The following is a 25,561-nucleotide window of genomic DNA, read 5'->3' on the forward strand; positions in this document are numbered from 1 at the left end:
GATATGGAAAGGGCTTCTTGCATCCCTTCTAGATCTTGCAGAGAAGCTTCTTGTGCACCCAAAATGACCTTAAAGCATAAGAGCAGTAGAAGAAGCGAATATCTCATGAAGCACCTTGAGCAATTTTTGCACTCAAAACACACTACATCATTTCTTTAAATTATCCAAATAAAATCTTAATTTTTCTTTAAAATAATTTGATTCATAATAGACGTCAAGAGACTCTTAGGCGGGCTTACTCTTAAAATAGACTGTGAGCATTATGCTGATAAGTACCATGCTAATAATGGCAAGCGTCCAACCAATCAAGAAATAAGAATCATCTATTGCTGCAATTTGTGCTTGCGCAAGCAAATTTTCTGAGATGAGCCTTTTGGACTCTGCAAGGGCTCCTGCATCCGTTTTACCCTTCATACTGGCAATATGGCTTTGAATGCCTCCAAGAACTTTTTGAAACCCTGCAGAATAATAATTGACAGATGCTCCAAACATTTGCCTATGAAACTCATTGCGATCAACAACGACAACACTCATTAAACTTGCACCAAAAGCGCCTCCAATCTGCCTTGCAAACGTAATCATAGAGGTTCCTTGCCCCAAAATCTCACGCGGAACATTATTCAAACCAAGAGCCGTAATGGGCCCAATAGAAATACCAATTCCAAAACCCCTTACAAGCAAAACAGTAACAATATCCCACTGGTCGCTATAATGAGTAATTGACATATTCATAAAACAACTCAGGCACAAAAGACCCAAACCCAAAATACTTAAGATCTTCACATTAACGTATTTAGTAAGCATTCCACTAACTGATCCTACAGCCCCTACAATTAAGCCAAAAGGGATCATTAAGAGACCTGCTTTTGACTTGTCATAGTGCAATTGATCTTCTAAAAAACCAGGATAAAAGCTCACAGTCCCAAATAATGTAATACCAAGAACACCAATTGCAAGGCTGCCTGTAATAAATGGAGTGATTTTATAAAGTCTAAGATCAATAGCTGGGTTTTTTGCTTTTAACTCAATACAAATAAAGATAATAAGGCTCACTAAAGCAAGAGCACTACTTGTAAGAATAAAATTAGAAGTCCATCCTTCTGTATTCCAAGGCTGCTTTGCTGAGTTAACAACGATTAATAAATTGATAAGGAATACTGCAAAAAAGAAGTACCCCAAAAAATCAAAAGCTGGCATTTTTTTAGCTTCCGACTCTGTAAAAAAACACCATACAGCCATTAATGTAGGAATGCCACATATCACGTTAATAAAAAAAATCGATTGCCACACCCAAAATTGGGCAAAATACCCACCCACTGCAAAACCTGCTGCAAGGCCTATTCCAAAACCAAGCGCCATATAAAGAGAAATAGCAACAGAGAGCAATTGCTTTGGAAATTCTTTGGAGACAATTGTCAAGCTAATAGGAAAAAGAAGACCTGCTCCTGCACCCTCTAAAATTCTACACATCAAAAGAGATGTAAAGTTAAATGATAAACTTGCAAGCAATGATCCTAATATAAAAATGGCAAAACCCATAAAAAAAATGATTTTTAATCCATACCTCTCAGCGCTCCATCCAGATAGAGGCAGGCAAATACCTATCGCCATTAGGTAAGCCGTGGATATCCATGTTGAGGAAGAGCTATCAATAATTAGTGCGCCACTAATTGTGGAGTCTGCAACACCTGTAGCTGTTGCAGAAACAATTGCAAGTAAAGTTGCTGCAATAATTACAAACAAAACAATCCAGCGCTTTAAAGGACTACTCTCAGATATAACCTTGGGGTTTCTCCAGTTAAGGCGCTCTTGAAAAAACGACATTATTCAACCCTGATTTTAATCTCTGCAGACATTCCAGGAAATAAATAATAATAAACTTCTTTCCCTTCTTCTTGTTTTGGAGGATGGATAGATATCTTCAAAGGCACCCTTTGAGCCACCTTTGTAAAATTTCCTGTTGCATTATCTTGTGGGATAAAAGAAAATTGAGATGCTGCAGCTCCTTTAATTACAAATACTTCACCTGTAAAAGTAACCCCAGGATAGGCATCTACGCTAATTTCTACGTGGCTTCCAATCTTAACACCACTAATATCTGTCTCTTGCAAATTAGCAAGGACCCAAATGTTATCTAAATCATAAAGAGAAAATATTGTCTGCCCCTTTTGAAGCACATCGCCCGCAAGTCCCCATCTCTTAGCGATCATTCCTCTTCTTGGAGCTACAATCTTTGTATGCAACAAAAGAGCTTCCAACTCTTCTAATTGCCTCTTTGCAAGCTCAATGTTCTTTTGTGCAAGAAGCACATCAGCTTCTGCTGCCTCAAAATCCTTTTGCAAATGATCGAATTCTTGTGCTGTAATGATATGATCCCTAATACCGCGTTTGCCACGCTCATAATCATCTAAAATCTTTTGTCTTTCTACAATCTTCAATCGCAAACTCGCCTCAAGACTTGCAACATTTGCACTTCTTGTATCTCTTTCAGGGCGAATTAAAGATTCATCTAACTGCACAAGAAGTTGTCCTTCTTCTACAAAATCTCCTTCATCTACTTCTAGCGAGATAATTCTTGCTAAAATATCAGGGCTTACAGATACGTAGTAGCCATCAATAAATGCATCATTCGTTCTGACATATAAAGTAAACTGGTTCCAAGCATACTTTCCAACAATGCATAATATAATAAGGATAAGGATAATTCCAGCCCACTTCCAGCCCCTACCTTTTTTCTTAGGCTGGCTTTCCAGTTCTTCTTTCTTTACAACTTCCTCTTCCACAAAATCCTCTTAATAACAGTTTACATCTATTCCTGAGGCATGCCTTAAACTATAATAGGCAACGATCAAATTAAAATCCGCAGTATCTCTTGTATTTCTTGCTTGTATCAACGCATCTACAGAAATTTGGTAATCAAACACCGTAATATAACCAATATCCATCTGCTGCTTAGCTTCAATCAAAAGCTGCTCTGCAAGCAAGACATTAGCCCTTGCTGTCACATAACTTGCAACAGCTTCTTCAATTTGATAAATCTGACTTCTTACATCACCATGGGCATCAAATACCGTTTTTTGATAATTAAAAGCAGTAGCTCTCTCTTGCGACTTTGCCTGACTTACTCGATATTCCCTTCCAAAACTATCAAAAAGAAGCCAGTTTAGCTCTAGACCAATACCCCATCCAAAAGACTGCTCAAAAAACACATTTCTTGGATAAGGCACATAAGGCGTTGGAAACCCGCCATAATTTCCAATCAAATCAACTGTTGGATAATATTCAGCTTGCTGATTTCTTATCTGCTCTTTTGCAATGCTAATAAAATTCCTTCCCAGCCTAATATCTGGCCTCTTTTCATTTGCAATTTGCTCCCAAGAAAACATCTCTTCTGAAGAAAAAAGGCGATACATGCGTCTTTCTTCTATTTCAGGAAAACCAGGCTGAAAAATAAATTGATCTTCTTGTCCACCATTTATATTGATGACTTGCTCAACTGAATGCAATTTACACGCGATCAATGGAATAGAATAGATAGGAATTTCCCTTTCTTCTAAATCCACACAAAGCGTTCCAGGATCATATCCAAGAACTCTTACCAAGACATCTATATCAATTTTAAATTGCTTTAAAGTTTGATAATAAAAGGTCATTGCATTAGCAACTGCTACTTTACTCTGGTTGACATTATAAAGGATTGCCTCGCCAATTCTATACTTACCTTCCATCTGAATTGCAAGCTGTCTTAAAAGCTCTACCTTCTCTTTAGCTGTTGCTATATTATCCTGGTCTAAAATCACTTGATAATAAGCTTCCCTCACTTGTAAAAGCGTATCATTTTGAGCTGCTTGTAAAAGCAATGAAAGCTGCTGTACATAGAGCTCAGAAATCTTTACATTGTAATAGCGCTCTAGGGAAAAAATAGACTGAGTAAGTGTGAGTTGCGTTAAAAACAAAGCGCGTGAATTAAGTATGGGCTGCTGATTAAATTGTGTACGATAAGCATCACTCGAAGCTTGTAATTCTGGAAACCACTTGGAAAATGATTCCAAATTCCCCTCTCTAGCCTTCTGTAAGAGTTGCTCTGTTGCCTTTATTTGCTGATTATTTTTTAATGCTATTTTTTCAGCTTCACACAAGCTTAAACACAGCTTTGGAGCTGAATTAACCTGGATGGCATGTAAGAATACCGAAAAAAAGAGTAGATTGATAAACAAGCAAAGTTTCATTATCATAAGGGAACCTAAACCAAACACATCACACTACAAAACTTCTAAAAAAATTTAAAGTTATATTTTATTATGTACCACAACAACTTAAAGAATTTTAAAAATGCCTAAAAAACACCTTGTCGATGACCTCTTTTGTTCTCTAAAATCTCCTACCCCCTGGAACTCTGTAGAATATATCTCTAAAGAACTTCTCAGCTCTGGTTTTGTTGAGCTTAAAGAAAATGATATTTGGAAAATCAACCCTGAGAATAAATACTTTGTGACACGAAATGGATCCTCACTTTGTGCTTTCATAACTCCCCAAAAAAAACCTCAAAAGAGCCTACTCCTTGGTACGCACACAGATAGTCCAGCTCTCAAGCTAAAACCCAATGCTGAATTTCGCGTAAATAACTATATCCTTTTTGGAGTTGAAGTTTATGGAGAACCTCTTCTTTCTTCTTGGTTAAATCGAGACCTTGGAATTGCAGGCAGAGTCGTAACAAAAAAAAATAATACCCTCTCTTCTCACATTGTAAATATTACAGATGCCCCTTGTATGATTGCGCAACTCGCTGTCCATTTAGACCGAGATGTCAATGAAAAGGGTCTTATTTTAAATAAACAAGACCACCTTTCTGCAATTATGGCACTCGATGATAAGTCCTCTGAAAATTATCTAGAAAAGATATTAAATCCATTTATTAAAAACGAACCTATTCTGAGTCACGACCTTTTTCTCTACCCCTTACAAGTTCCTTCCTTCCTTGGAAAAAATAAAGAAATGATAGCATCCTATCGCCTGGATAATCTAGTAAGTGCCCAAGCAGCACTTACTTCACTGATTCATACATCTCAAAAAAATCCCTCTCAAGAGACTATCAAAATGGCTTTGTTCTGGGACAACGAAGAAATTGGCTCAAAAACTGCGCAAGGAGCAGGTTCTAGCTTTCTAAGCGATACATTAGGCAGGATCTATGCTCTTTTAAAACTCTCTTTCGAAGAACAAAGTATCATAAAAGCCAATTCTCTTTGTGTATCTATCGATGTATCTCATGCTGTACATCCCAATTATCCTACTAAACATGAACCAAGACATCCTCTTCTTTTAGGAGAAGGCATCGCTATTAAAAATAACGCCCATATGCGCTATGCAACAGATGCTTTATCAGCAGCTCTTATCATCGATCTTTGCAAACAAAAGAAAATACCTGTACAAAAATTTGTTAGCAGAACAGATATTCCCTCTGGATCTACGATTGGGCCTATTCATGCAAATAGAAATGGCATGAAAACAGTGGATATCGGTATACCCCAGCTCTCCATGCATTCAAGCAGAGAAATCATCGCTATAAAAGATTACGAATATCTCTGTACGTTATTACAATCACTTTTAGACGAGGAAGTACCTACTTGCTTTTAATTACCTTTGCAACCATTCAAGAGGCAAGTCCTTCTATAGACGTTCTAAAAGCGTTTTACTCAAAAGAAAACGAATGTTACCTCTTTGAAAAAGGACGAATCGTGATAACAGGCATTGGCTCCATAGCAGCTTCCGCAAGAACAATGCATCACTTAACAGAATGCAAAGAGGTATGGAATTTTGGCCTTGCAGGGGCTCTCAAAAAAAACTATGAGATAGGCTCGCTTCTTTCCATACAAAGTGCAAGTAAATGGCTACATTTTCCAGAAGAATTAGACTCCCATAGTAAAACATTTAGTCAACAAGCCCATCCCAGTCTCAATATAAAAGAACAAGGTGCTCATCTAATCTCTTCTGATTATCCTATCCACAATCCTCAAATCAAAGAAAATCTTGCACTAACCTACGATCTTGTAGATATGGAGGGCTACGGCATTGCTTATGCTGCATCCCTTGCAAACAAGCCCTGCTCTCTTTGGAAGATTGTTTCCGACTTTGCATCCACAGATGGCCAAAAGCTCATTAAACAACACATCAATTCTCTTGCCATCAATATAAGTCATTTTCTAGCAGAATTAAACTCGCGTTAATAGACTTCTTGCATAATTAGCTTTGCTTAGAAAAATTGAAATTTTTTGAGTAGATTTATTGATAAATTTTTTAAGCATATGTGAACATATGATTGAAAAATTTAACGATAAAGATGTCAAAAAAGACAATTTTAACAAGCAAATGTAATTACGCAAGAAGTCTAATGAACAGGCCCATCTTTAAGTGGCTTGAGAGGCTCGAATTGAGATTGCAAGAGCAAGCTCATCACTTCCCCCATGTCCATCTCTTTTTCAGGTTCAGACGCAACATCATGTCCCCATCTATGACAAAATTGTGACCAACTTTCTCCAGGAGAACACCAATGCTTTCTCACGCATGTATTGATTGCTTCGTGGCTATTAATAAATAATATAATCTCATTCATCTGATGCTTTCGACAAGCACAACGCACTTGTAAAGAGACTAAACTATTCTCACTAGATTTTTCTAATGGCCACTTAGCAATTGTATCTCCATCTTTTTTTATGTATGCTGCAAATAACATTACTAAATCAGGAAATTCTTGGATAAATTTACAAAGACCTTTAATTTCAGATTCTAAACTACGTAATTCCACCCAATACTTGTGTATACGCTCACCGGCACTTAAAGGAGGCTCTCCTTCTGATGAAGCCCAATGAGCTATTTGAAATACCCCTTTAACAATACTAACTGCTGAAAGAGCGACTGTAGCAACAGTAACAGCTAAAGGAGCTCCCAGTATAGCACCACCTATAGCAACACCAACCAGCCCAATCTCAGCTACAGGCACAACTCCTTTTGTAACTCTTTCACGCCAAGTAGCTTTTCCCTCTTTTTCCATGTGGCTAAGCTCGTGCAATTCGGTAAACGCCACTGCAGCTGCAACAACTTCCTTAGCTGTCGAAACACTATGAGCAACATCAAAACCTGTACTAGTACTTCCAGAGGAAGCCATCATAGGTTTTACAGTAGAAGGATGATAATGAGTATGAGAATTTAAAGCAGCAAAGGGGACATGAGAGCTCACAGCTCCTTGCTTTTCTGTTTTTTTAGCAGCTTGCTGACTAGAATATGGCTGAGGTGGATACTGTGATACAGATCCGCTTGACACTTTACCACTCATAATAACACTCCTTTTATGAATTTAAGGCAGGTAACAAACATTTGCGAAATTCCAACAAAGAATCTTCCGCGATGGTACATAAATGCCCTTTCAAGCATTTGGCTACTTCTTCGTGGCTCTGTACAAACACTATGCGCTCATTAATGCGATGTTCCAAATGACAACAACGTATTTGCAGAGAAACCAAAAGACTTACATTGTTTGGCTCTTTAGGATGCATAGCAATTGCATCTTCATGTTCCAGCATGTATTTTTTAAATAGCGCCAACAAATCAGGATGACTTTTTACAAAAGAGTCAAAGCTGTTGATAGCACAGCTTAACCTATCTAATTCTAAGCAATGCTTGCGTATATGCTCATCCTCACTTAAAGAGGCTGATGCTCTTACAGGTATAATCTCTTCTGCTATCAAAGAAGCTGTTGTATCTTGATGATTAGGTGTTCTAATATGAAGTATATTTTTTATTCCCGCTATGCATTTCCTTCCAAAAGCAACTACTGACTCATGTTTTATTACCAAAAATATCGTGGTCACAATCCCTAACAACCCTAACAAAGCATAAATAGGACTATTAGAAGTCATATCTGAAGCGGCAGTATTTGACGCTGCAATTGGTGAATAATAAGTGTTTAAGCTACTATTTTCTTGTACATTCAACATTTAAGAATCCTCCACTTTTGGTTTATACACAAACAAGTTCAAGACTTGGTTTGTGTATAGAAGCCTATTCTAATTCTTTGTCTATAACAACGCCATTTGGACGCTTCTTAAACTCATTCCAATATATTTTTTTTAATTGCTCTAATGCCACTAGGTCCTGTTTGTCGGTACTCTGTCCTATTTCTTGAGCAGCTATTTCAATATCCTGTTTCAGATTATTGATTCTTATTCCCTCAAGACTACTTATTTTCTTGAGACACGTTATTCTATGACAACAACCTTCGGGTTGAACTACCTTGTAATGATGCCTCCGACACCATCGCCAAAATGCGAGGCTCAAGCATGCTACCTTTGTTCGAGCACTTGCCAAAGAGCCTTCATAGGCAGGCATTCTCTCTAACGCTTCAATTTTTTTCTTATCTGCCTCAACAGCTTCAATAAGCATAATTTTGTACTTTAATAAACATTCACGACTTACCTTATCCAGACGCATTGCTAGTTCACAAAGATTTTGCCTTGGCAAATTTGCTCTTACAGATGGCTCAATCGCGTTTCCTTCTAAAATTTTAAAAACACGCCGCCCATTGAGAAGTTTAGAAAATTGCGGTTTGGTCCAAACAATTGGATAAAGAGTCGGATTGATAGCTTCGCTATGCTCTTCAAGCCAAGACAGATGCTGCCCCTGATAAGTTGTTGCAATTGTTGATTGATATTGATAAGGAACAACCGTCATAACTACCTCCTAAGGCCTTTGATAAAAACACAATATAAAGACTCTGTTAATTTTACACAATCTTTAAATTTTAAGAGTAATTCCCATAGTAGGGAATTGCTGATCTATCGTGAAAACTTGACAGGGCAGGAGGAGAATTGGTAATGTATACACGAACTTAATTTATAGATTCTATTTCATGGAAAAACCAGCAGAATATTCTCACTTTGCGGGAAAAGATCCCCTTCAACATATATTGGAAACGAAAGCGAAAAATACAGCTTGCGAGCCACATAGTGCAGAACTTGCAAGTCATATTTTTGCAGCAACAGATACTGCAAGGTATATCTCTCTTCTCATCGTTTTGCTCTATACCATCTGCGCCTATCTTCAGATTGGATTTCAAACCACACTTACAATTCTTGCTCTTTTCTCTTTAGGAACGCTTATAGGATACTGTGGAAGGTGTGCATGGATTGGTTGGGCTCACTTAGAACGACTCCACCGCAGCTTAAAACAAGAGCATTATGAAATTGAGCATCACAGAAATCAAGAAAGAGAAGAATTAAGAGCATTGTATTCAAAAAAAGGTTTTCAAGGACCACTATTAGAACAAGTTGTTGATGTTCTAATGGCCGATGAGGAGCGTCTTTTAAAAATCATGCTAGAAGAAGAGATGGGTCTATCTCTTGGAACGCATGAGCATCCTCTCAAACAGGCATTCGGTGCATTTATCGGCGGAAGCATTGCTATAGGGTTATCTGCATTGTCTCTATTTTTTCTACCACCTCTGTCACTTATCTTTACAACTTTTATCATTATGGGAGCAGCCGCCCTATTTGCAGCTTATTATGAAAACAATCGCATGATCTCAGCTTGTATTTGGAGCCTTGGTATTGCGGCCCTTGCTCTTTCTATTGTTTATTTTGTATTAAAAATAGTCCATCCTCAATGACAATGACAAAACCTTCCCCCTATTTTTTTAACGAGTTTATCGAATCTGGCCTAGAAGAAAGCATTAGCCCATTTTTAACTTTAAAATCCAAAAGATGGGGCAGACACCTTCCTCTCAAAGCATCTATAACAGCAGCCTTTTTTTTAGGAGCATCCTTCGTTTTCTATCAAATAGATAGTTTTGCAATTGCTTACTTGCTTCTTACCTTTGTCTATTTTTTAGCGGGCATTCCCTCTCTTATCAATTCGATAGAGGATCTATCTAACTTAATCGTCAATATTGACGTTCTCATGACACTTGCAGCCTTTCTTTCTATATTAATTGGTAGTGGCATGGAAGGAGGACTCTTACTTGTACTTTTTTCTTTGTCTGGATCTATTGAAGAAACAGTTACTGCAAAAGCAAAGAGCGCTCTTAGCAATTTACGAGAACTTGCTCCTCCACAGGCTTTTGTTGTGGCTGAAGATGGCACTATTTTTGAGCGCTCTGTCAAGGATATTCTAGTGGGTACAAAAATCCTTGTAAAATCAGGAGAGGTTGTACCACTCGACGGAACTGTCATGGAAGGCATTTCCAGCGTAAACCTTGTACACCTTACAGGAGAAAATTTACCTGTACTCAAGCAAGTAGGAGATAATGTACCAGCAGGTGCTAGAAATTTAGAAGGCTCTTTAGTTATCACAATTACTCATACAAGCACAGAATCCACGCTTGCAAGATTGATTACACTCATTACGCAAGCACAAGAGGCAAGACCCACATTACAGCGCTGGATCGATAAATTAAGCCACGGCTATGCCATAACTATTATTCTCCTCTCCATTTTCTTTGCAGGACTTCTGCCTTTATTCTTCTCCATACCCTTCCTTGGTGTTGAAGGATCTATTTACAGAGCACTTACTTTTTTGATAGCAGCTTCACCTTGTGCTTTAGTAATTGCAATTCCCATTGGCTACCTAAGCGCAATTAGTGCATGCGCAAAAAAAGGTATTTTGCTAAAAGGAGGCATCATCCTCGATGCCCTTGCAAGCTGCAAAATGATTGCATTCGACAAGACAGGCACTCTTACAACAGGAGAGCTTTCTCTATCCCATATAAAGCCACTACAAAATTATTCAGAAGCTGACCTTCAAAATGCTCTTCGCATTGCACTAAGCCTCGAAAGAAATGCTGTCCATCCTGTTGCAAAGGCTGTCTGCAACTATGTTCAAGAAAAAAAGCTTACCCCATTGCCCATTTCAGAATATAAATCTATCCCAGGCTATGGTCTTGAAGGAACAGTTAATCTTCACGGCAAATTACTTGCTGTATATATTGGGAAAGCAGAGCACATTCTAAAATCTCTCAATAATGCAAGTAAACTTGTTCTTGAAGAAGAAAATATGCGCTGTAAAAAAGAGGGTAACCTACTTGCAGTACTCAAAATTAATGATGATCTTATCCTCTTACAATTTAAAGATACACCAAGAGCTCGTATAAAAGAGCTCATTCAAACACTAAAAACAAAATTCTCTTTACGCCTTGTCATGCTAACAGGTGATCATAAAGCAAGCGCACTTGCCGTTGCTAAAGAGCTTAACATCGATGAAGTACATTCTGAACTACTTCCAGAGGAAAAGCTTTCTCTTGTAAGCAAATATTCACAAGACTCAAATCTTGCCATGATTGGTGATGGCATCAACGACGCACCAGCCCTTGCAAGAGCAACTGTTGGCATTTCAATGGGAAAAGTAGGAAGTACAACGGCCATTGATGCATCCGACATCGTACTTTTACATGACAACATCGAACTTCTTGACTTTCTTATTGCAAAATCTCATGCAACAAAGCGTATTATCTTAGAAAATGTATGCGTTGCCTTTGCCGCAATTCTTTTTGCATCCATTCCAGCACTCTTTGGCATTGTTCCTCTGTGGCTTGCTGTCATCTTGCATGAGGGTGGAACCGTACTCGTCGGCCTAAACAGCTTGCGCCTGCTCAAGTCTTAAAGCAAGACCAGTAAAACAGGTTCAAGAATTGATTTGTGTATAAATTTTCCAAGAGAATTCGATGCCATAATGATTTTTAAATTTTTTCCAGAAATTCTTGCAGCGGGAATTTCTCTGATCTTGAACTTGTTTGTGTATAAATAATAAGGATAACCTGATATCCTGTGAGAGAAAAATTAGAACAGCTTAGAACAAAATTCCTGGAACATAAGGTTACTGATGATGGAAACGGTTATTCAAATTATTTTTGCATTTATTGCCCTTGGCATACTTGTATTCATTCATGAATTTGGGCATTACTGGGTCGCACTTAAAGTTAAAATGAATGTAGAAGTTTTCAGTATAGGTTTTGGACGTCCTATTTACTCTTGGACAAGAAAAGGCGTGAAATGGCAGATAGGTTGGCTTCCCTTTGGTGGCTATGTCAAGATAGCAGGTGCAGACCTTGGAAAAAATGCCAACAATGATGTTCCTGGAAGCTACTTTGGAGCAAAGCCTTTTGATCGCCTCAAAGTTGCCATTGCAGGCCCCCTTGCAAACCTCATTTTAGCATTCCTCATCTTTGTAGTCATCTGGATGAGCGGGGGAAGAGAAAAGCTTTTTTCCGAATTTACTCAATACATTGGTTGGGTAGATCAAAGCTCACAAGTCTACGAAGATGGGCTTCGTCCAGGAGACATCTTGAAAAGCTACAACAATACTCCTTATGAAGGTATTAAGGACTTGGTGTTTGCAGGCCTCTTCAGCGATCAACCACTTACGTTGAAAGGCTTTAATGTAAGCAAAGAAAATCTTAAAATGACGCCTTTTCAATATACTATATCCCCCTATCCTCTCAAAAATGGCGCAGATGGCCTTCGTACTTATGGGATTTTAAGTCCTGCAAGCTTTCTCATCTATGAGCGTTTTCCAAATAATGAAGAGAACCCTCTTCCCAGTGGATCTCCCATGCAGAATAGCGGTATTGAATATGGCGATCGCATCGTATGGGTAGATGGCAGCTTAGTCTTTTCTCAAGAAGAAATTAGCTTTCTCATCAATGAACCAAAAATTTTACTATCTGTTGAGCGCGCAGGCAAGCGCTTTTTTGCAAAAATACCAAGAATTCCTATCTCTGATCTCAGATTAAATAGTGACATGAAGGAAGAACTTTCTGATTGGCGATATCTTGCAAAACTTAAAGATAAATTTTCTTCGCTCTATTTCGTACCCTATAGTCTAACAATAGATTGTGTTGTTGAAGATAGGCTCAACTTTATCGACCCCGAAACAAGTTCCCATCTCTCCAAAATAAAAGCACTTTCCTCCGTAGATACATCTCTGGAAAAGGGCGATAAAATTATAGCCGTTGGCAAAACACCTGTGACAAGTGCAGCGGATTTATTGAGTGCTCTTCAAACTAAAGAAGCTCTTGTCATCGTCCAAAAAAACTTCAAAAGTGAAAAGAACCCTTCGTGGAAAATTGCTGACAAATTTTTCAACCAAGTTCCACTTGTCCACGACGTCAATGAAATGGCAGATCTCGTTGCAAATGGCTCTCCCATCACCACATACAAAGAACTTGCCCTTTTAAATCCTGTAACTCCAAAAACAGAACAAAATTTCGCCCTTACAGACGAGCAAAAAGCACAATATGCGGCGCAAATATTACAGGCAAGAAAAGCCATTAATGAAATAAATGATCCGCAAAAAAGAATCAATGACCTGCAACGCCTTGAAAATGGCCTCAAAACTTTAAGGCTTGGAATAGGTTTACAGGATGTGAAAGTTAACTACAATCCAAACCCTTTTATTCTATTTGAAAATGTCTTTACAGAGACATGGCACACACTTGTAGCTCTTGTTTCTGGCTACATCAACCCCAAGATGTTAAGCGGTCCTGTTGGGATTGTACGCGTTATTCAACATGGTTGGAGTGTAAGCATCAACGAGGCTCTTTTTTGGATTGCAGCTATCAGCATCAACTTGGGGTTTCTAAACCTTCTGCCCATACCTGTTCTCGACGGGGGCTATATCCTCATATCCCTCTTCGAAATGATTACAGGAAGAAAAGTAAAGCCAAAGACATTAGAGCGCATCATCATCCCATTTGTCGTACTTTTAATTGGCTTTTTGATCTTTGTTACTTATTTCGATCTTATGAGATTGTAAGAACAAGCAACACCACTAGCCCTCTTGCAAGAGGGCTAGTGAAAAACTTGTAATATCCACGTATTCTTTATGCGTTGTAAGAAGAAGAGCTAACGTTTCCACCCGTTCCAGTCCAGTTGCTATGGAAGAACTGACCTCTTGGCTTATCTATGCGCTCATAAGTATGTGCACCAAAATAATCTCGTTGAGCCTGAGTCAAATTAGCTGGAAGGATCTCTGTTCTAAAGCCATCATAGAAGGACAATGCTGTGCTAAAGCAAGGAGCCCAAATACCATGCTCTGCCGCAAACATCACAGTCTTTCTCCAACCTAATTGAGTTTTTTGCACTTCACCTTTAAAGTAATCATCTAAAAGTAAGTTTTTCAAATTGGGATTTTTGTCAAAAGCCTCTTTAATCTTACCCAAAAAGCGACTACGAATAATACAACCACCTCTCCACATGAGAGCAATACCACCATAATTCAGCTTCCAATGATACTCTTTTGCAGCTTCCCTCATGAGCATATAACCTTGGGCGTAGCTCATAATCTTAGATGCATAAAGCGCATGACGGATATTTTCTATCATCTCTTGCTTATTTCCTGTAAATATAACTTGAGGCCCTTTAATCTGTTTAGATGCTTCTACTCTCTCATCTTTAAGAGCGCTTAAACATCTTGCAAAAACAGCTTCTGCAATAAGTGTTACAGGTATACCTAAATCAAGAGCATTGATACCTGTCCACTTTCCAGTACCTTTTTGACCAGCAACATCTAATATTTTATCTAGCAAAACCTTTCCATCTGTATCTTTAAATGAGAAAATATGACTCGTAATCTCAATAAGGTAGCTATCTAATTCGGTTTTATTCCACTCTGTAAACACCTTGGCAAGCTCTTCATTAGAAAGACCAAGAGCATACTTCATGATATTATAGGCTTCTCCAATAAGCTGCATATCTCCATATTCAATACCATTATGAACCATCTTAACATAGTGACCAGCACCTCCATCTCCTACCCAATCACAACAAGGAGCACCATCTGCTTTTGCAGAGATAGATTGAAATATGTTTTTAATCAAAGGCCATGCCTCTGGATTGCCACCTGGCATTAATGAAGGGCCATGCCTTGCACCCTCTTCTCCACCAGAAACGCCGCTACCAACAAACAAAATACCTTTAGCAACAAGTTCTTCAGCCCTTCTGTTAGTATCATTAAAATTACTATTACCCCCATCGATAATTAAATCCCCCTTTTCAAGGTAGGGAAGGCACTCATTGATCAAATCATCAACAGCAGACCCAGCTTTTACCAAAAACACTACTTTTCGAGGACGTTTTAAATTCGCAAAAAGCTCTTTAAGTGACTTGGAACCAATAACTTTTGTTCCTTTTGCAGGGCCTTGTAAAAAGGTATCTACCTTCTCAACTGTACGATTAAAAACAGCAACCGTAAACCCATGATCATTCATATTTAAAACTAGATTCTGCCCCATTACAGCAAGACCAATAAGACCAATATCTGCTTGTGCCATAAAAAACTCCTTACAATCAAAAACCAATTCTTAAACTTATTTGTGTATATATAAAACAGCTATATAATATCAATTTTTCTTTCTACTTGAGCTCAACTGAAGCCTTGATATAGAATTTGTGAAATCTTTTGTTCCCGTAGCTCAGTTGGATAGAGCGGTTGCCTCCTAAGCAACAGGTCGTGCGTTCAATTCGCGCCGGGGACATTTCTTACATATTCTTCAATAGCATCAGCGATTGCCCTTGCTATGGCCTCTTGATATTTTGGATCCTTACACTTAAGAGCTTCTTGAGGATTGCTTAAAAAAGCAGGTTCTACTAGAACTGCGGGCATGATTGTTTTTCGAATAACCCTTAGATCTTCCGTTTTGAGTCCCCTAGAAGGTGCTTTTGTGTAATCTATCACCTTTGCAAGCAATATACGCGCAAGTATTTTGGATTGCTCAGCTCTACATGTATTTTCATCATCATAATAAACTTCTACACCCTTAGCTTGTGTATTTTCTGCAGAATTAAAGTGAATACTTACAAAAAGATGAGCATTTCTTTTGTTCGCAAAATTAGCACGATCCTCTAAAGGAACAAATTCATCACAGCTTCTTGTCAAAACAGACTTAATCCCTTGAGACTTAAGGTATTGCTGAACAAGTTTTGCTGTTTTAAGAGCCAAATTTTTCTCAATACACTCTCCATTTTTTGATTTACACCCCTCATCCTTACCACCATGCCCAGGATCTAAAACAACAAAAGTTCCCAAAGACTCTGTACGGCGCTTTTCTAAAAATAGAGAACCCTCCTCCTTGACAGCGTGATAAGCACAAGACTGCAACAATAACAAAAGAGAAAATATAATAACTCTTAATACGACCATTAACCACTTTCTCTCTTTTGAATCATCTCTCTTGCAACCTCTCGATCATCAAATTCCATTGTTTTATGACATACTATTTGATGCGTTTCATGTCCTTTACCAGCAATGAGAACAATATCATCAGGAAATGCCATTTGAATCGCCTTTTCAATAGCTTTTCGACGATCCTCTTCTATCATAAAACAATCTTTATTCGAAAACCCCTCAATAATTTCCCTGATAATAGAAGCTGGCTCTTCATCACGAGGATTATCTGATGTTACAATAATAACGTCAGAATAGGTTTCAGCAACTTTTGCCATTTTTGGACGCTTCGAGCGATCTCTATTTCCTCCGCATCCAAATACTGTAATGATGCGCCCTTTTTTCAAATCATTTAAACAACTCAAAACATTTTCTAAAGCATCATCTGTATGAGCAAAATCTACATAAATATTGAGACCTTGCAAACTTGGTACTTTTTCGAGACGCCCTTGCACGGGACGTGCCGTACTCATGATCTCTGCTATCTGCTTTAATGAAAGGCCTAATGAAAGCCCAAGAGATGTAACAGCCAAGCAGTTAAGAATATTAAAGCGCCCAGTAAGACCCCAAGAAAATAACTTCTCCTCATCTTTATAACGAACTAAAAATGTCGTCTTATCCAACCCTAGTTTAATGTCTGTAGCCCTTATAGAGCTATTTGGAGAAAATCCATATGTCAGAATAGGAACAGAACATTTTTTATACATTCTTTCTGCCCAGTCACTATCTTGATTAATCACTGCAACCTTTGAAAAAGAAATACTCTTCTTAACGGCTCCCAAACCAATTTGAGAAAACAGTTTAGCTTTAGCTTCTCCATACTTTTCCATGGTTTCATGATAATCAAGATGATCTAGTGTAAGATTTGTAAATAAAGCACAATCAAAATGAATCTGATCTACCCTCTTTTGCTCTAATGCATGAGAAGAGACTTCCATAACAACTGCTCTGCAATTGTGAGAAAGCATTTCTCTCAATAACCGATGATTGGTAATGACATCAGGTGTTGTAAGAGATGCCTTATAACTTGTTTCTCCAACAATATACTCTATTGTTCCAATTAAGCCACACGGCATATTTATTGAATCAAGCAAGTGCTTTACCAAAAAACTACACGTAGTCTTTCCATTTGTTCCTGTAATGCCAATGGTAAGTAGCTGCAGCGATGGATCATGATAATAAGTAGAGGCAAGCTTTCCCTCAATTGAAGCAACGTCTGAGTGAATAATTTGAGGGATTTTACCAATAAATGGATTATAAAGGTCTGTTAAAACGGCAACAGCACCTCCAGAAATCGCTTCTGTAATATGCTTATGCCCATCATCTGAGGCTCCTTTTTTTGCAATGAACAAATTCCCTGGTGCTACATATTTGGAATTTGAACAAAGCCCTGTAATTTCTGTATCTTTCGAGCCTTTTATTAAAACAGATGGAATATCTTTAAATAATACCTTAAGTTTCATGATGCTTCTTTAGAGTTCCATTTTTCATATAAAATCTTGAGCTCCTTTAGCTCTGAAGACCAATCCGCTTTTTCAGCATTGTACCTAGGATCTCCTACTGGATACCCATAAGGATCATCAGGGGTTACTCCTAGATACTCTAAAGCGCGCGTACCAATCCCTCTAAAAACAAGCGCTGCACAAGTTCCACCCTGACTATTTTTGCCAACACCCGGAATATATACAGGCTCTGGTTCATCAATAGCAACCAATAAGACAAAACGTGGATTTTTTACAGGAGAAAACCCAATAAAACTAGAAAAAAAATCCACTTTGGAGTAGGTGCCATTTACAATTTTTTCAGCAGTACCTGTTTTACCAGCTTCTGTATACCCCCAGATATCAGCTTTTCTTGCAGTACCTCCAACTTTTGTTGTAGCTTTCATCGCGCGTACAACAGTATCGACAATATCACTATCAAACACTTTGACAAGCTCTTTTTTAATAGTATTATCTAATAACACAATTTCTTTTCCATCTCTTGTTTTTTTAACGATTTTCTTTACAAGAGTTGGTTTTACAGCATACCCACCATTTGCAAAAATGGCATGAGCGCAAAGAATTTGCAAGCTTGTAGCTTGGATATTGTGTCCCATTGCAATTGAATACGGCGTTGGCACAGACCACTCCAGCGTGCCATTAGGATGTTTTCTTCCAATCCTAGGAAGCAATCCTGGCACTTCCCCAGGAAGCTCTATACCCGTTTTAATTCCAAAACAGAAAAACTTTTCCAAACTATTTCTGTACCATTCAATACCCAGTGTTTTAACTAAACGCTCTACAAGTCTTCCCATATAGATATTTGAAGATTTTTGAATGGCCAAATAAGCATTCAGGTTGTAATGTAGATGCGTATCTCTAATAGGCTTTCTTCTTCCGGGAAAATTTCCATTACTCGTTGCAATTTTCTCTTCTAGAGTAAATAGAGGAGGCTTTCCCTGTTTTTTAAGTTCTTTATTTGCTTGCAAACAGATTGCAAGTGTGCATGGCTTCATTACAGAGCCAATTTCATTGGCATCTGTTATCGCACGTACTTTTGTTTGTTCAATCTTGCTAGGATCATTAAAATATTCCCGGTAACAAGCAGGCTCAAAAAAGGGATATTGAGCCATTGCTAGAATCTGCCCTGTGAAGGGGTCCATCATAACAGCCCACCCACTTTTAGCTTTTGCTCTTTTCACACCCTTTTCAATTTCCTCCTCACAAATTGCTTGCAAGCAGTGATTTACTGTTAAATAAATATCTGCCCCATCTTCAGGATCTTCTATAACTGATCCAAGCTCAAGAGGATTTCTTGGAGAATGAACTAGAAGCCTCTTTCCCTGTTTTCCTTTTAAAAGGTGATTAAATTGCAACTCTAAACCACCTGTGGGCAACCCTTCTTTAGTCTTTTCATCTTTATTCTCTCGAATCGTATGCAAAACCTGTCCGAGCAATCTTTTAAATGGATAAGATCTTCGATAATCATCAATAAAAAAAAGAGAGTTTTTGAGGATCTTTTCTTTACGCGCATAACCCTCCCACCAATTTTGGATAACAGATCTGGTAGAAAAGTCCAACCACATAGCAAGTTTTCTAGACCTGCTCTTACGATCAAACTCCGATCTAAATTCACTCCAATCTGATTTAGGAATATCTAAAACTTCTTTTAGATAGTCTGCTATCTCACTTTTTGCAAATTCAGGAATTTGTGATGGATCAATATAGAGATGAAACGCCTGCACATCAAATACAAAGGGTTGGTTTAAAACTGGATGCCCTTGTTTTATTTCTGTATTAGAAAAAAACGAACCTCTTTTAAAAGGTTCCAGAACAATTCTTTGATGCTGCCCTCTTGCTTCTTTTGCCCACTTCTCATTTTCTATAATTTGCAATTTATAATAATGAGCAATAAGCAAAGAAAAGAGGAAAAAAATAGCTATAGCCACAACTACAATGCGTTTTCTTCTTGTATTCATTTTACAATTATCTTATCTTGCCTAGGGTGTTTCAAATAGCTAAATTCTGGCTTTCTTGCAAGTTCAATCAAATTAATTGGGCTCTCAAAAACATCTATTTCATATTGAAAATGGCTATTTTCTTCCTGAATCATTTTAAGTTCTCTTGCAACAGCAGGAACCCTTAAACGCAATTTAGTAAGCTCCACATGTTGATTTAAATAAGAAAAAAGGAAAACACCACAAATAACAATAACACTTAGTATTTTAGTGAATATAAACATCCGCGTATACACAAACAAATTTAAAAATGAATTCTATAAAAACTTCTTATTAAAAACACTAAGATTTATGTTACGTAGCTTCTGGAAATGGGGTATATAAGTGCAGAACCCATGCCCGATACAAAAAATAGCGATGCGCGTACCATATAATCACAAACACTACCCTCATCATTTCTTACCTCTTCAACATTTCTGCCTCTCTTTGAAAGAATGACACCAGCAATAACATTAGCACAAGAAGACCCCATAGTAAATATTTTAAAGGCAGCCAAAGGATCCCCGCTATTATAAGAAACTGCCAAAGCAGCGCTACTTATATATCCAAGGCCTTCTACTACTTTATGTACTTTCATTTCTAAAATACCACGCTTCAACCACCTCCAACATCTTCTTCCATAAGAAGCATTATTATCCCTTACTGATCTCTCGTTATTTAAAACGTTGTCAATTCTCACTCCCGTAATCCCACTCATACAAAACCCCTCCAGTCTTTATTAAAAAATTGCAAAAACCGGGCAAGGTAGCATGTTGCGGTGATCTTTGTAAAGAGTTATTCAAAACGAGGAATCCTTTGCTGCAGGAATTCCTCTTAGTTGTACATAGTTGAAAATTGGTTTTTAAGATTTATAAGCCAAAATAAGTGCCTGAGCATCATTGGCAATATCTTTATCTGAACAATGAATAAGTTTTTGTGCCGATTCTAATCCCTCTTGGATATTTCCAAGAAAGAAAAGAGCTTTGGTGCGATTAATTTGAGCTCCAAGATGTGTTGAATCCAGTTGAATGGCTTCTTCCAACACTTTAATAGCCTTATTATGGTCTCCAAGAAGCATATATGTTGCTCCAAGAACACGTCTATCATAAGCATTCTCAGGATCTAATACCGTCAAAGCATCAAAAAAAATCTTTGCGATTTCATATTTACCCTCTTTAAAGTATGTAAAACCCGAAAACCTAAGTTCTTGCAAATGCATCGGCCCCCACCCAAGAACATCACACCAATTAGTTTCTGCCATAAATCACTTTTACCCTTGAATCAAACTACCTATTTTAGAATATACAAAAGAGCGATCTCTATAAAGTATTTTCAGCTGCTGCATAACATCTGTTAACTTTAAGCTTTCATTTTCTTCCTTTTCATCTTCTTTTTCATCTCCCTGCTGTCTATCTTTTTTATCTTTATCCGTCACATTACGAATAACTTCCATCATGCTATCTAAATTTTGCAACGATCCAAAAAGAGTTTCAGCCTGTTTTGAAACCGACGAGCGTAACTGTGTAAAGAAAGATGGAGGAGACTCACTATAAACAATACCTTTGGGCGAAAGTGAAAATAACTGCTCAAAAACAGAATATTTTGGCCCTCTATCCATCACCGTTGTTGCACTAGATGCAAGATAAGATGCAACAACATCCCTCGAAAAAGCCCCTTCACTCGCCTCTGTATCATGAGCGTAGCGAGTGTGTGCATCTTGCGGAATGCTATAAATTTTTACAGATTCTACCATATTTTATTTTCCATTATGCTTTTTTTATCATGCTTTTTTCTCATCCTAGTGTTAAACTGCCTTAATGTTCTTAAAGCAATCACCATTTTAATGTCTAATTTCCATTTTCCGCATATTCCCATTCTAGTCAACGAGTTCCTTCATCAGTTTAAAGAGAAAAAAATAACGACCTTTATTGATGCAACTCTTGGAGCTGCAGGTCATTCCTGCGCACTTTTAGAAAAACACCCTGAGATTGAACTCCTCATAGGCATTGACCAAGATACAAAAGCACTAGAAATTGCATCCAAACGACTTGCTCCCTTTGCAAACAAAACCCATCTAATTCACGGAAACTTCCAAAAGATTCAATCACTTATAACCCCCTTTTCTCCTAAAAAAATATCTGGGATCTTTGCAGATCTTGGAGTATCTTCCATGCAGCTCGATCAAGCTGAGCGCGGCATGAGTTTTTCTAAAGAAGGCCCTCTGGATATGCGGATGGACCAAACACAAAAACTTACCGCAAGAGAAATTGTTAACACTTGGCCTCAAAGGGAATTAGAATATATTTTTAGAGAATATGGAGAAGAGCCAAAATGGAAACTTGTGGCCCACGCGGTCATTCAAGCAAGAAATGAAAAAGAACTTACCACCACACTAGATCTTACAAAGGCTTTGAAAACCACTCTCTTTTTCAATCCAAGAAAGCCCATACATCCTTGCACGCTTGTTTTTCAATCCTTGCGCATTGCTGTAAATCAAGAACTCAAAGCTCTTGAAGAATTCCTTCCTGCGGCTTTTGACTTACTTGAACTAGGAGGAATCTTAGGAGTTCTTTCATTTCATAGTCTTGAAGACCGTATTGTTAAAAATTATTTTAGAGAAATAAGTGGTTATAAAGGAGGAAGAGAACATGACTATGACCCGAATAAATTTCAAAAAGCAAACGCTCTTCTTTTGACTAAAAAGCCAATATGTGCCAATGAAGAAGAAATAACTTACAATCCAAGAAGCAGAAGTGCTAAAATGCGCTTCATTGAAAAAATCTAAATTATAAACCTTAGGAGCTTTTTATCATGTTAAATAGTACTAATCAAACAACAGAAGATATTGAAGCATGGCTACAAGGTCTTAAAGAAGAAAATAGTTTCACAGATTCGCAAGACTCAGCAGAAGAGCTGCTCCCAGAGCCTCATTTTTCAAATGATGAAGAAACTAGCTTCTCCTTCAAGCAGCTCGAAAATGAGCACCTCAAAGCTTATCTTGCAAAATCCAAAGAAAATGCTCTTCAACCCTCTCTTCTAGTGCTCAACGGATGGGACATGTCCACTCGACAAGACACTCAAGAGGCTACAAGAGAAAACTTAGCTTACTACTTACTTCCAGAACACTATCAAAAAATGAATGGGGGATTTTATTTAAAAATCCAAAATAAAGGCTTTGCAATCAATCCAGGACCTTATTTTCTCGAAAAACTTCATGAGCAAGGCCTTACTATCCATGCAATTGACTATGTCATTGTCACCCATGACTTGACAGACAATTTTTCAGAAATCAAAGCTATTTACGATCTAAATATAAAATGTAACCACTTGAAAAAAAGCCTGCACCTAATCTCTTATTACCTACATCCTGGTGCCTATAAGGCTCTTTCTACCTATCTTGTTCCGCACTTTAAACAAGAAAAAGATTGCATCCATGCCCTTGAATTCTACATAGACTCCAATGGATTAGAATCTGTAGATCTAGAAAATGATATAACTCTTAATTACTTTCCAATAGTAGGTGATAACAATGCAAAAACGCCCCTTGGAATATCTTTAGAAACACATACAAAACATGCATCTCATCATATCGGCTGGATTTGTACACCTAATCATAAAAATTCACTTTCACTTCCAAGTAAACTTAATCCTCTAGATCTTGTGATTTTAACTCTTCAAGGTGCTGAAAGCATTACTTCCGCATCTAACCTCTTTCAAGATCTTCTAACCCATCCTTCAATGAAAGAAAAACGAAAGCCCTTATTGCTTTGTTCCTTTGAAGGTAAAAAAGAGGGAGATAACAGATTTGAAATGGTTAGAGCGCTAAAACAAATAGTACAAAAAGATTTCCAAAATAATATCACCATCTTACCTATCGACCGTGGGCTTCTTGTAAATCTTGAAGAACTTAAAGTTCACTGCTCCATTTGCAATACACTCGCTCACTTAGACACAATGCAAGTCACCAAATCAAAAAAACTTTTTGGCAGGCTCCATTATCTTTGTTCCGACTGTACTCTGTAACGTAATGGAGTTAACGTGTGAGTTCTCCAAAGGGAAAACTCACACTGCATTAAGTAAAAATTATTTAACTCATGTGACGCAAAAAAACTTTATCTTCTTAATTAGAAATGACTTAATGCAGAAATTTATGTTATTAAACGTAAGCTATCGACAATTTTCTTGCAGCCTATCCTTGTGACATGATAGATTCTGGATCATAAAACACCCTGACACCTTATTGTGGAAATATTGTTCACAACTTTTATCCTAAACCTGCATTTTAATTTTGTGACAAATAATTTTACAAAAACAAAAAGGAAAACACAGTATGCCAACAATTGGTGAATATACATGTACTAGTGAGTATACTACTGAATCTGCCAATGAGCGTGCTAATGAATGCGAAAACTGGGCTCAATTTTTAGAATTTGCTAAAAAAAACTGTTCTGCCACAGCTTTTGAAAACTGGCTTGCACCCATTCACGTTATCGATTGGTCTGCCGAAACAATTTCTCTCGAAGTTCCCAATGTTTTCGTAAAAGAATATTTATTAGATAACTATAAAAATGATTTACGCGCCTTCCTTCCTGTAAACCCCTCGGGAGAACCATCTATTAATTTCACTATAGGCTCTTCTCAAAAAGCGCCTTCTGAAAATCATGTTTCCCTAGAAAAAGAGATCGCCTCTATTCATTTTGCACCCATAATTGATGTAAAACTCAATAATGCTTACCGTTTTGATACCTTTATTGAAGGCCCATCCAATCAATTTGCAAAATCTGCAGCAATGGGCGTTGCGAACAGACCTGGAAGGTCTTACAACCCTCTCTTCATTCATGGTGGTGTTGGTCTGGGAAAAACACATCTACTTCATGGAATTGGTCACTATATCCAAGAACACCACAAAAAAACACGCATACAAAGCATTACAACAGAAGGGTTTTGTAATGACTTAGTAGATAACTTAAGAAATAAATCTGTAGATCAGATGAAAAAGCGCTATAGAGAAGCCGATGTTTTTCTGCTCGATGATGTACAATTCTTACAAAGCAGACTTAACTTTGAAGAAGAACTATGTAATACTTTTGAAAGTTTAATTAATCAAAATAGGCAAATAGTCATCACGAGTGACAAACCTCCCTCTCAACTTAAATTATCTGAACGCATTGTAGCCCGTATGGAATGGGGACTTGTCGTTCATGTAGGAATGCCAGAACTTGAAACTCGTGTTGCAATACTACAGCACAAAGCTGAACAAAAAGGCATGCACATCCCCAATAAAGTCCTTTTCTTTATTGCAGAGCATATCTACAGCAATGTTCGTCAACTAGAAGGCGCACTTAACCGGCTAAGTGCCCAATGCAGACTACTAAATTTAGACATTACGGAAGAACTAGTTGAACAAACACTTCGTGAAATGCTACAACAAGCGCCTAAAAATAAAATATCCGTGGAGAACATACTTAAAAGTGTTGCGGCAGTTTTTCAAGTTAAAGTTTCAGATATTAAAGGAAGTTCTCGTACTAAAGAAGTTGTGTTGCCAAGGCAAGTTGCCATGTATCTTGCAAGAGAAATGATCAGCGAGTCCTTAATCATGCTCGGAGCTTACTTCAACGGCAGAACACACTCTACTTTCCTACATGCTTGCAAAAATATAGAAAAAAAAGCTGCAACTGATGAAATGCTTAGAAAACAAATCAGCATGGTACGACAAAATATCGAAACATAAAAGTTTATTAGACTTCTTGCATAATTAGCTTTGCTTAGAAAAATTGAAATTTTTTGAGTAGATTTATTGATAAATTTTTCAAGCATATGTGAACATATGGTTGAAAAATTTAACGATAAAGATGTCAAAAAAGACAATTTTAACAA

22 protein-coding genes and 1 tRNA gene are annotated in these 25,561 nt (G+C 37.6%); 9 read left to right on the top strand and 14 right to left on the bottom strand.

Features of this window, described 5'->3' with window-relative positions; genetic code table 11:
- Nucleotides 1-225: 225 nt before the first annotated feature.
- From P4L16_07390 to P4L16_07400, 3 genes are read right to left on the bottom strand one after another with little or no spacing between them, the layout of a single operon-like run.
- Nucleotides 226-1,824 (bottom strand): DHA2 family efflux MFS transporter permease subunit, encoded by a 1,599-nt coding sequence (locus P4L16_07390; GenBank protein MDR3624944.1) that lies wholly within the window; start codon nucleotides 1,822-1,824, stop codon nucleotides 226-228.
- On the bottom strand, nucleotides 1,824-2,783 hold the full coding sequence (locus P4L16_07395) for an HlyD family secretion protein (protein MDR3624945.1): 960 nt from the start codon (nucleotides 2,781-2,783) through the stop codon (nucleotides 1,824-1,826). The genes P4L16_07390 and P4L16_07395 overlap by 1 nt, the downstream gene beginning before the upstream one ends.
- A 9-nt stretch (nucleotides 2,784-2,792) precedes the next feature.
- Nucleotides 2,793-4,235, bottom strand: coding sequence for a TolC family protein (locus P4L16_07400; protein MDR3624946.1), 1,443 nt, complete (start codon nucleotides 4,233-4,235; stop codon nucleotides 2,793-2,795).
- A 97-nt stretch (nucleotides 4,236-4,332) separates the two neighbouring features.
- Between P4L16_07400 and P4L16_07405 the strand changes: the two genes are divergently transcribed.
- Nucleotides 4,333-5,634 carry a M18 family aminopeptidase gene (locus P4L16_07405; protein ID MDR3624947.1) on the top strand — a complete coding sequence of 434 codons (1,302 nt, stop codon included), beginning with the start codon at nucleotides 4,333-4,335 and terminating at the stop codon, nucleotides 5,632-5,634.
- Complete coding sequence (locus P4L16_07410) at nucleotides 5,625-6,224, top strand: hypothetical protein (protein MDR3624948.1); 600 nt, start codon at nucleotides 5,625-5,627, stop codon at nucleotides 6,222-6,224. Before P4L16_07405 ends, P4L16_07410 begins: the two co-directional genes overlap by 10 nt.
- Nucleotides 6,225-6,385: 161 nt before the next feature.
- On the opposite strand, the gene P4L16_07415 is transcribed toward P4L16_07410, so the two are convergent.
- The 3 genes from P4L16_07415 to P4L16_07425 all read right to left on the bottom strand — a co-directional run bounded on the left by P4L16_07415 (nucleotide 6,386) and on the right by P4L16_07425 (nucleotide 8,724).
- The gene (locus tag P4L16_07415) at nucleotides 6,386-7,330 is read right to left on the bottom strand and encodes a hypothetical protein (GenBank protein MDR3624949.1); all 945 of its coding nucleotides are present in this window, start codon (nucleotides 7,328-7,330) and stop codon (nucleotides 6,386-6,388) included.
- Between the two features lie 13 nt (nucleotides 7,331-7,343).
- Nucleotides 7,344-7,991, bottom strand: coding sequence for a hypothetical protein (locus tag P4L16_07420; protein MDR3624950.1), 648 nt, complete (start codon nucleotides 7,989-7,991; stop codon nucleotides 7,344-7,346).
- A 64-nt stretch (nucleotides 7,992-8,055) separates the two neighbouring features.
- Nucleotides 8,056-8,724: a hypothetical protein gene (locus tag P4L16_07425; GenBank protein ID MDR3624951.1), complete on the bottom strand. Its 669-nt coding sequence runs from the start codon at nucleotides 8,722-8,724 to the stop codon at nucleotides 8,056-8,058.
- 178 nt (nucleotides 8,725-8,902) lie between these two features.
- Between P4L16_07425 and P4L16_07430 the strand changes: the two genes are divergently transcribed.
- The 3 genes from P4L16_07430 (at nucleotide 8,903) to P4L16_07440 (ending at nucleotide 13,797) form a co-directional block, all read left to right on the top strand.
- On the top strand, nucleotides 8,903-9,658 hold the full coding sequence (locus P4L16_07430; GenBank protein MDR3624952.1) for a VIT1/CCC1 transporter family protein: 756 nt from the start codon (nucleotides 8,903-8,905) through the stop codon (nucleotides 9,656-9,658).
- A gap of 2 nt (nucleotides 9,659-9,660) precedes the next feature.
- Nucleotides 9,661-11,646, top strand: coding sequence for a cation-translocating P-type ATPase (locus tag P4L16_07435; GenBank protein MDR3624953.1), 1,986 nt, complete (start codon nucleotides 9,661-9,663; stop codon nucleotides 11,644-11,646).
- 219 nt (nucleotides 11,647-11,865) lie between these two features.
- A complete protein-coding gene (locus P4L16_07440; GenBank protein MDR3624954.1) occupies nucleotides 11,866-13,797 on the top strand; it encodes a site-2 protease family protein in 1,932 nt (643 codons plus the stop codon).
- A gap of 67 nt (nucleotides 13,798-13,864) precedes the next feature.
- Here P4L16_07440 and gnd read toward each other — a convergent pair whose 3' ends face one another.
- Nucleotides 13,865-15,313 carry a decarboxylating NADP(+)-dependent phosphogluconate dehydrogenase gene (gene gnd, locus P4L16_07445; protein MDR3624955.1) on the bottom strand — a complete coding sequence of 483 codons (1,449 nt, stop codon included), beginning with the start codon at nucleotides 15,311-15,313 and terminating at the stop codon, nucleotides 13,865-13,867.
- A 130-nt stretch (nucleotides 15,314-15,443) separates the two neighbouring features.
- Here gnd and P4L16_07450 point away from each other — a divergent pair.
- Nucleotides 15,444-15,517 (top strand) — tRNA-Arg (locus P4L16_07450).
- Here P4L16_07450 and P4L16_07455 read toward each other — a convergent pair.
- The 7 genes from P4L16_07455 to P4L16_07485 form a co-directional block, all read right to left on the bottom strand.
- Nucleotides 15,499-16,182, bottom strand: coding sequence for an N-acetylmuramoyl-L-alanine amidase (locus P4L16_07455; protein MDR3624956.1), 684 nt, complete (start codon nucleotides 16,180-16,182; stop codon nucleotides 15,499-15,501). The genes P4L16_07450 and P4L16_07455 overlap by 19 nt on opposite strands.
- Nucleotides 16,182-17,669 (bottom strand): UDP-N-acetylmuramoyl-L-alanyl-D-glutamate--2,6-diaminopimelate ligase, encoded by a 1,488-nt coding sequence (locus P4L16_07460; GenBank protein ID MDR3624957.1) that lies wholly within the window; start codon nucleotides 17,667-17,669, stop codon nucleotides 16,182-16,184. The genes P4L16_07455 and P4L16_07460 overlap by 1 nt, the downstream gene beginning before the upstream one ends.
- Nucleotides 17,666-19,666, bottom strand: a complete 2,001-nt coding sequence (locus tag P4L16_07465) for a penicillin-binding protein 2 (protein ID MDR3624958.1) — start codon at nucleotides 19,664-19,666, stop codon at nucleotides 17,666-17,668. Before P4L16_07465 ends, P4L16_07460 begins: the two co-directional genes overlap by 4 nt.
- Nucleotides 19,663-19,929 (bottom strand): hypothetical protein, encoded by a 267-nt coding sequence (locus P4L16_07470; protein ID MDR3624959.1) that lies wholly within the window; start codon nucleotides 19,927-19,929, stop codon nucleotides 19,663-19,665. Before P4L16_07470 ends, P4L16_07465 begins: the two co-directional genes overlap by 4 nt.
- Nucleotides 19,930-19,994: 65 nt before the next feature.
- Nucleotides 19,995-20,402, bottom strand: a complete 408-nt coding sequence (locus P4L16_07475) for a hypothetical protein (protein MDR3624960.1) — start codon at nucleotides 20,400-20,402, stop codon at nucleotides 19,995-19,997.
- A gap of 144 nt (nucleotides 20,403-20,546) precedes the next feature.
- Nucleotides 20,547-20,945 (bottom strand): tetratricopeptide repeat protein, encoded by a 399-nt coding sequence (locus P4L16_07480; protein ID MDR3624961.1) that lies wholly within the window; start codon nucleotides 20,943-20,945, stop codon nucleotides 20,547-20,549.
- Between the two features lie 9 nt (nucleotides 20,946-20,954).
- Complete coding sequence (locus P4L16_07485; GenBank protein ID MDR3624962.1) at nucleotides 20,955-21,437, bottom strand: hypothetical protein; 483 nt, start codon at nucleotides 21,435-21,437, stop codon at nucleotides 20,955-20,957.
- Nucleotides 21,438-21,527: 90 nt separating this feature from the next.
- Here P4L16_07485 and rsmH point away from each other — a divergent pair, with 90 nt between their 5' ends.
- From rsmH to dnaA, 3 genes are all read left to right on the top strand, one after another.
- Nucleotides 21,528-22,469, top strand: a complete 942-nt coding sequence (gene rsmH / locus P4L16_07490) for a 16S rRNA (cytosine(1402)-N(4))-methyltransferase RsmH (protein ID MDR3624963.1) — start codon at nucleotides 21,528-21,530, stop codon at nucleotides 22,467-22,469.
- Between the two features lie 26 nt (nucleotides 22,470-22,495).
- Nucleotides 22,496-23,707, top strand: a complete 1,212-nt coding sequence (locus P4L16_07495; protein ID MDR3624964.1) for a hypothetical protein — start codon at nucleotides 22,496-22,498, stop codon at nucleotides 23,705-23,707.
- A 307-nt stretch (nucleotides 23,708-24,014) separates the two neighbouring features.
- A complete protein-coding gene (gene dnaA / locus P4L16_07500; GenBank protein ID MDR3624965.1) occupies nucleotides 24,015-25,415 on the top strand; it encodes a chromosomal replication initiator protein DnaA in 1,401 nt (466 codons plus the stop codon).
- The last annotated feature ends 146 nt before the right edge of the window (nucleotides 25,416-25,561 follow it).

Source organism: Chlamydiales bacterium, assembly GCA_031292375.1.
In the GTDB taxonomy this organism is placed as follows: Bacteria; Chlamydiota; Chlamydiia; order Chlamydiales; family VFKH01; genus JARLHF01.

Excerpts from the sequence above, each read along its gene's own strand:
- P4L16_07390 (MDR3624944.1), bottom strand. The coding sequence starts at position 1,824 with ATGTCGTTTTTTCAAGAGCGCCTTAACTGGAGAAACCCCAAGGTTATA.
- P4L16_07400 (MDR3624946.1), bottom strand. The coding sequence starts at position 4,235 with ATGATAATGAAACTTTGCTTGTTTATCAATCTACTCTTTTTTTCGGTA.
- P4L16_07405 (MDR3624947.1), top strand. The coding sequence starts at position 4,333 with ATGCCTAAAAAACACCTTGTCGATGACCTCTTTTGTTCTCTAAAATCT.
- P4L16_07415 (MDR3624949.1), bottom strand. The coding sequence starts at position 7,330 with ATGAGTGGTAAAGTGTCAAGCGGATCTGTATCACAGTATCCACCTCAG.
- P4L16_07420 (MDR3624950.1), bottom strand. The coding sequence starts at position 7,991 with ATGTTGAATGTACAAGAAAATAGTAGCTTAAACACTTATTATTCACCA.
- P4L16_07425 (MDR3624951.1), bottom strand. The coding sequence starts at position 8,724 with ATGACGGTTGTTCCTTATCAATATCAATCAACAATTGCAACAACTTAT.
- P4L16_07430 (MDR3624952.1), top strand. The coding sequence starts at position 8,903 with ATGGAAAAACCAGCAGAATATTCTCACTTTGCGGGAAAAGATCCCCTT.
- P4L16_07435 (MDR3624953.1), top strand. The coding sequence starts at position 9,661 with ATGACAAAACCTTCCCCCTATTTTTTTAACGAGTTTATCGAATCTGGC.
- P4L16_07440 (MDR3624954.1), top strand. The coding sequence starts at position 11,866 with ATGATGGAAACGGTTATTCAAATTATTTTTGCATTTATTGCCCTTGGC.
- gnd (MDR3624955.1), bottom strand. The coding sequence starts at position 15,313 with ATGGCACAAGCAGATATTGGTCTTATTGGTCTTGCTGTAATGGGGCAG.
- P4L16_07455 (MDR3624956.1), bottom strand. The coding sequence starts at position 16,182 with ATGGTCGTATTAAGAGTTATTATATTTTCTCTTTTGTTATTGTTGCAG.
- P4L16_07460 (MDR3624957.1), bottom strand. The coding sequence starts at position 17,669 with ATGAAACTTAAGGTATTATTTAAAGATATTCCATCTGTTTTAATAAAA.
- P4L16_07465 (MDR3624958.1), bottom strand. The coding sequence starts at position 19,666 with ATGAATACAAGAAGAAAACGCATTGTAGTTGTGGCTATAGCTATTTTT.
- P4L16_07470 (MDR3624959.1), bottom strand. The coding sequence starts at position 19,929 with ATGTTTATATTCACTAAAATACTAAGTGTTATTGTTATTTGTGGTGTT.
- P4L16_07475 (MDR3624960.1), bottom strand. The coding sequence starts at position 20,402 with ATGAGTGGGATTACGGGAGTGAGAATTGACAACGTTTTAAATAACGAG.
- P4L16_07480 (MDR3624961.1), bottom strand. The coding sequence starts at position 20,945 with ATGGCAGAAACTAATTGGTGTGATGTTCTTGGGTGGGGGCCGATGCAT.
- P4L16_07485 (MDR3624962.1), bottom strand. The coding sequence starts at position 21,437 with ATGGTAGAATCTGTAAAAATTTATAGCATTCCGCAAGATGCACACACT.
- rsmH (MDR3624963.1), top strand. The coding sequence starts at position 21,528 with ATGTCTAATTTCCATTTTCCGCATATTCCCATTCTAGTCAACGAGTTC.
- P4L16_07495 (MDR3624964.1), top strand. The coding sequence starts at position 22,496 with ATGTTAAATAGTACTAATCAAACAACAGAAGATATTGAAGCATGGCTA.
- dnaA (MDR3624965.1), top strand. The coding sequence starts at position 24,015 with ATGCCAACAATTGGTGAATATACATGTACTAGTGAGTATACTACTGAA.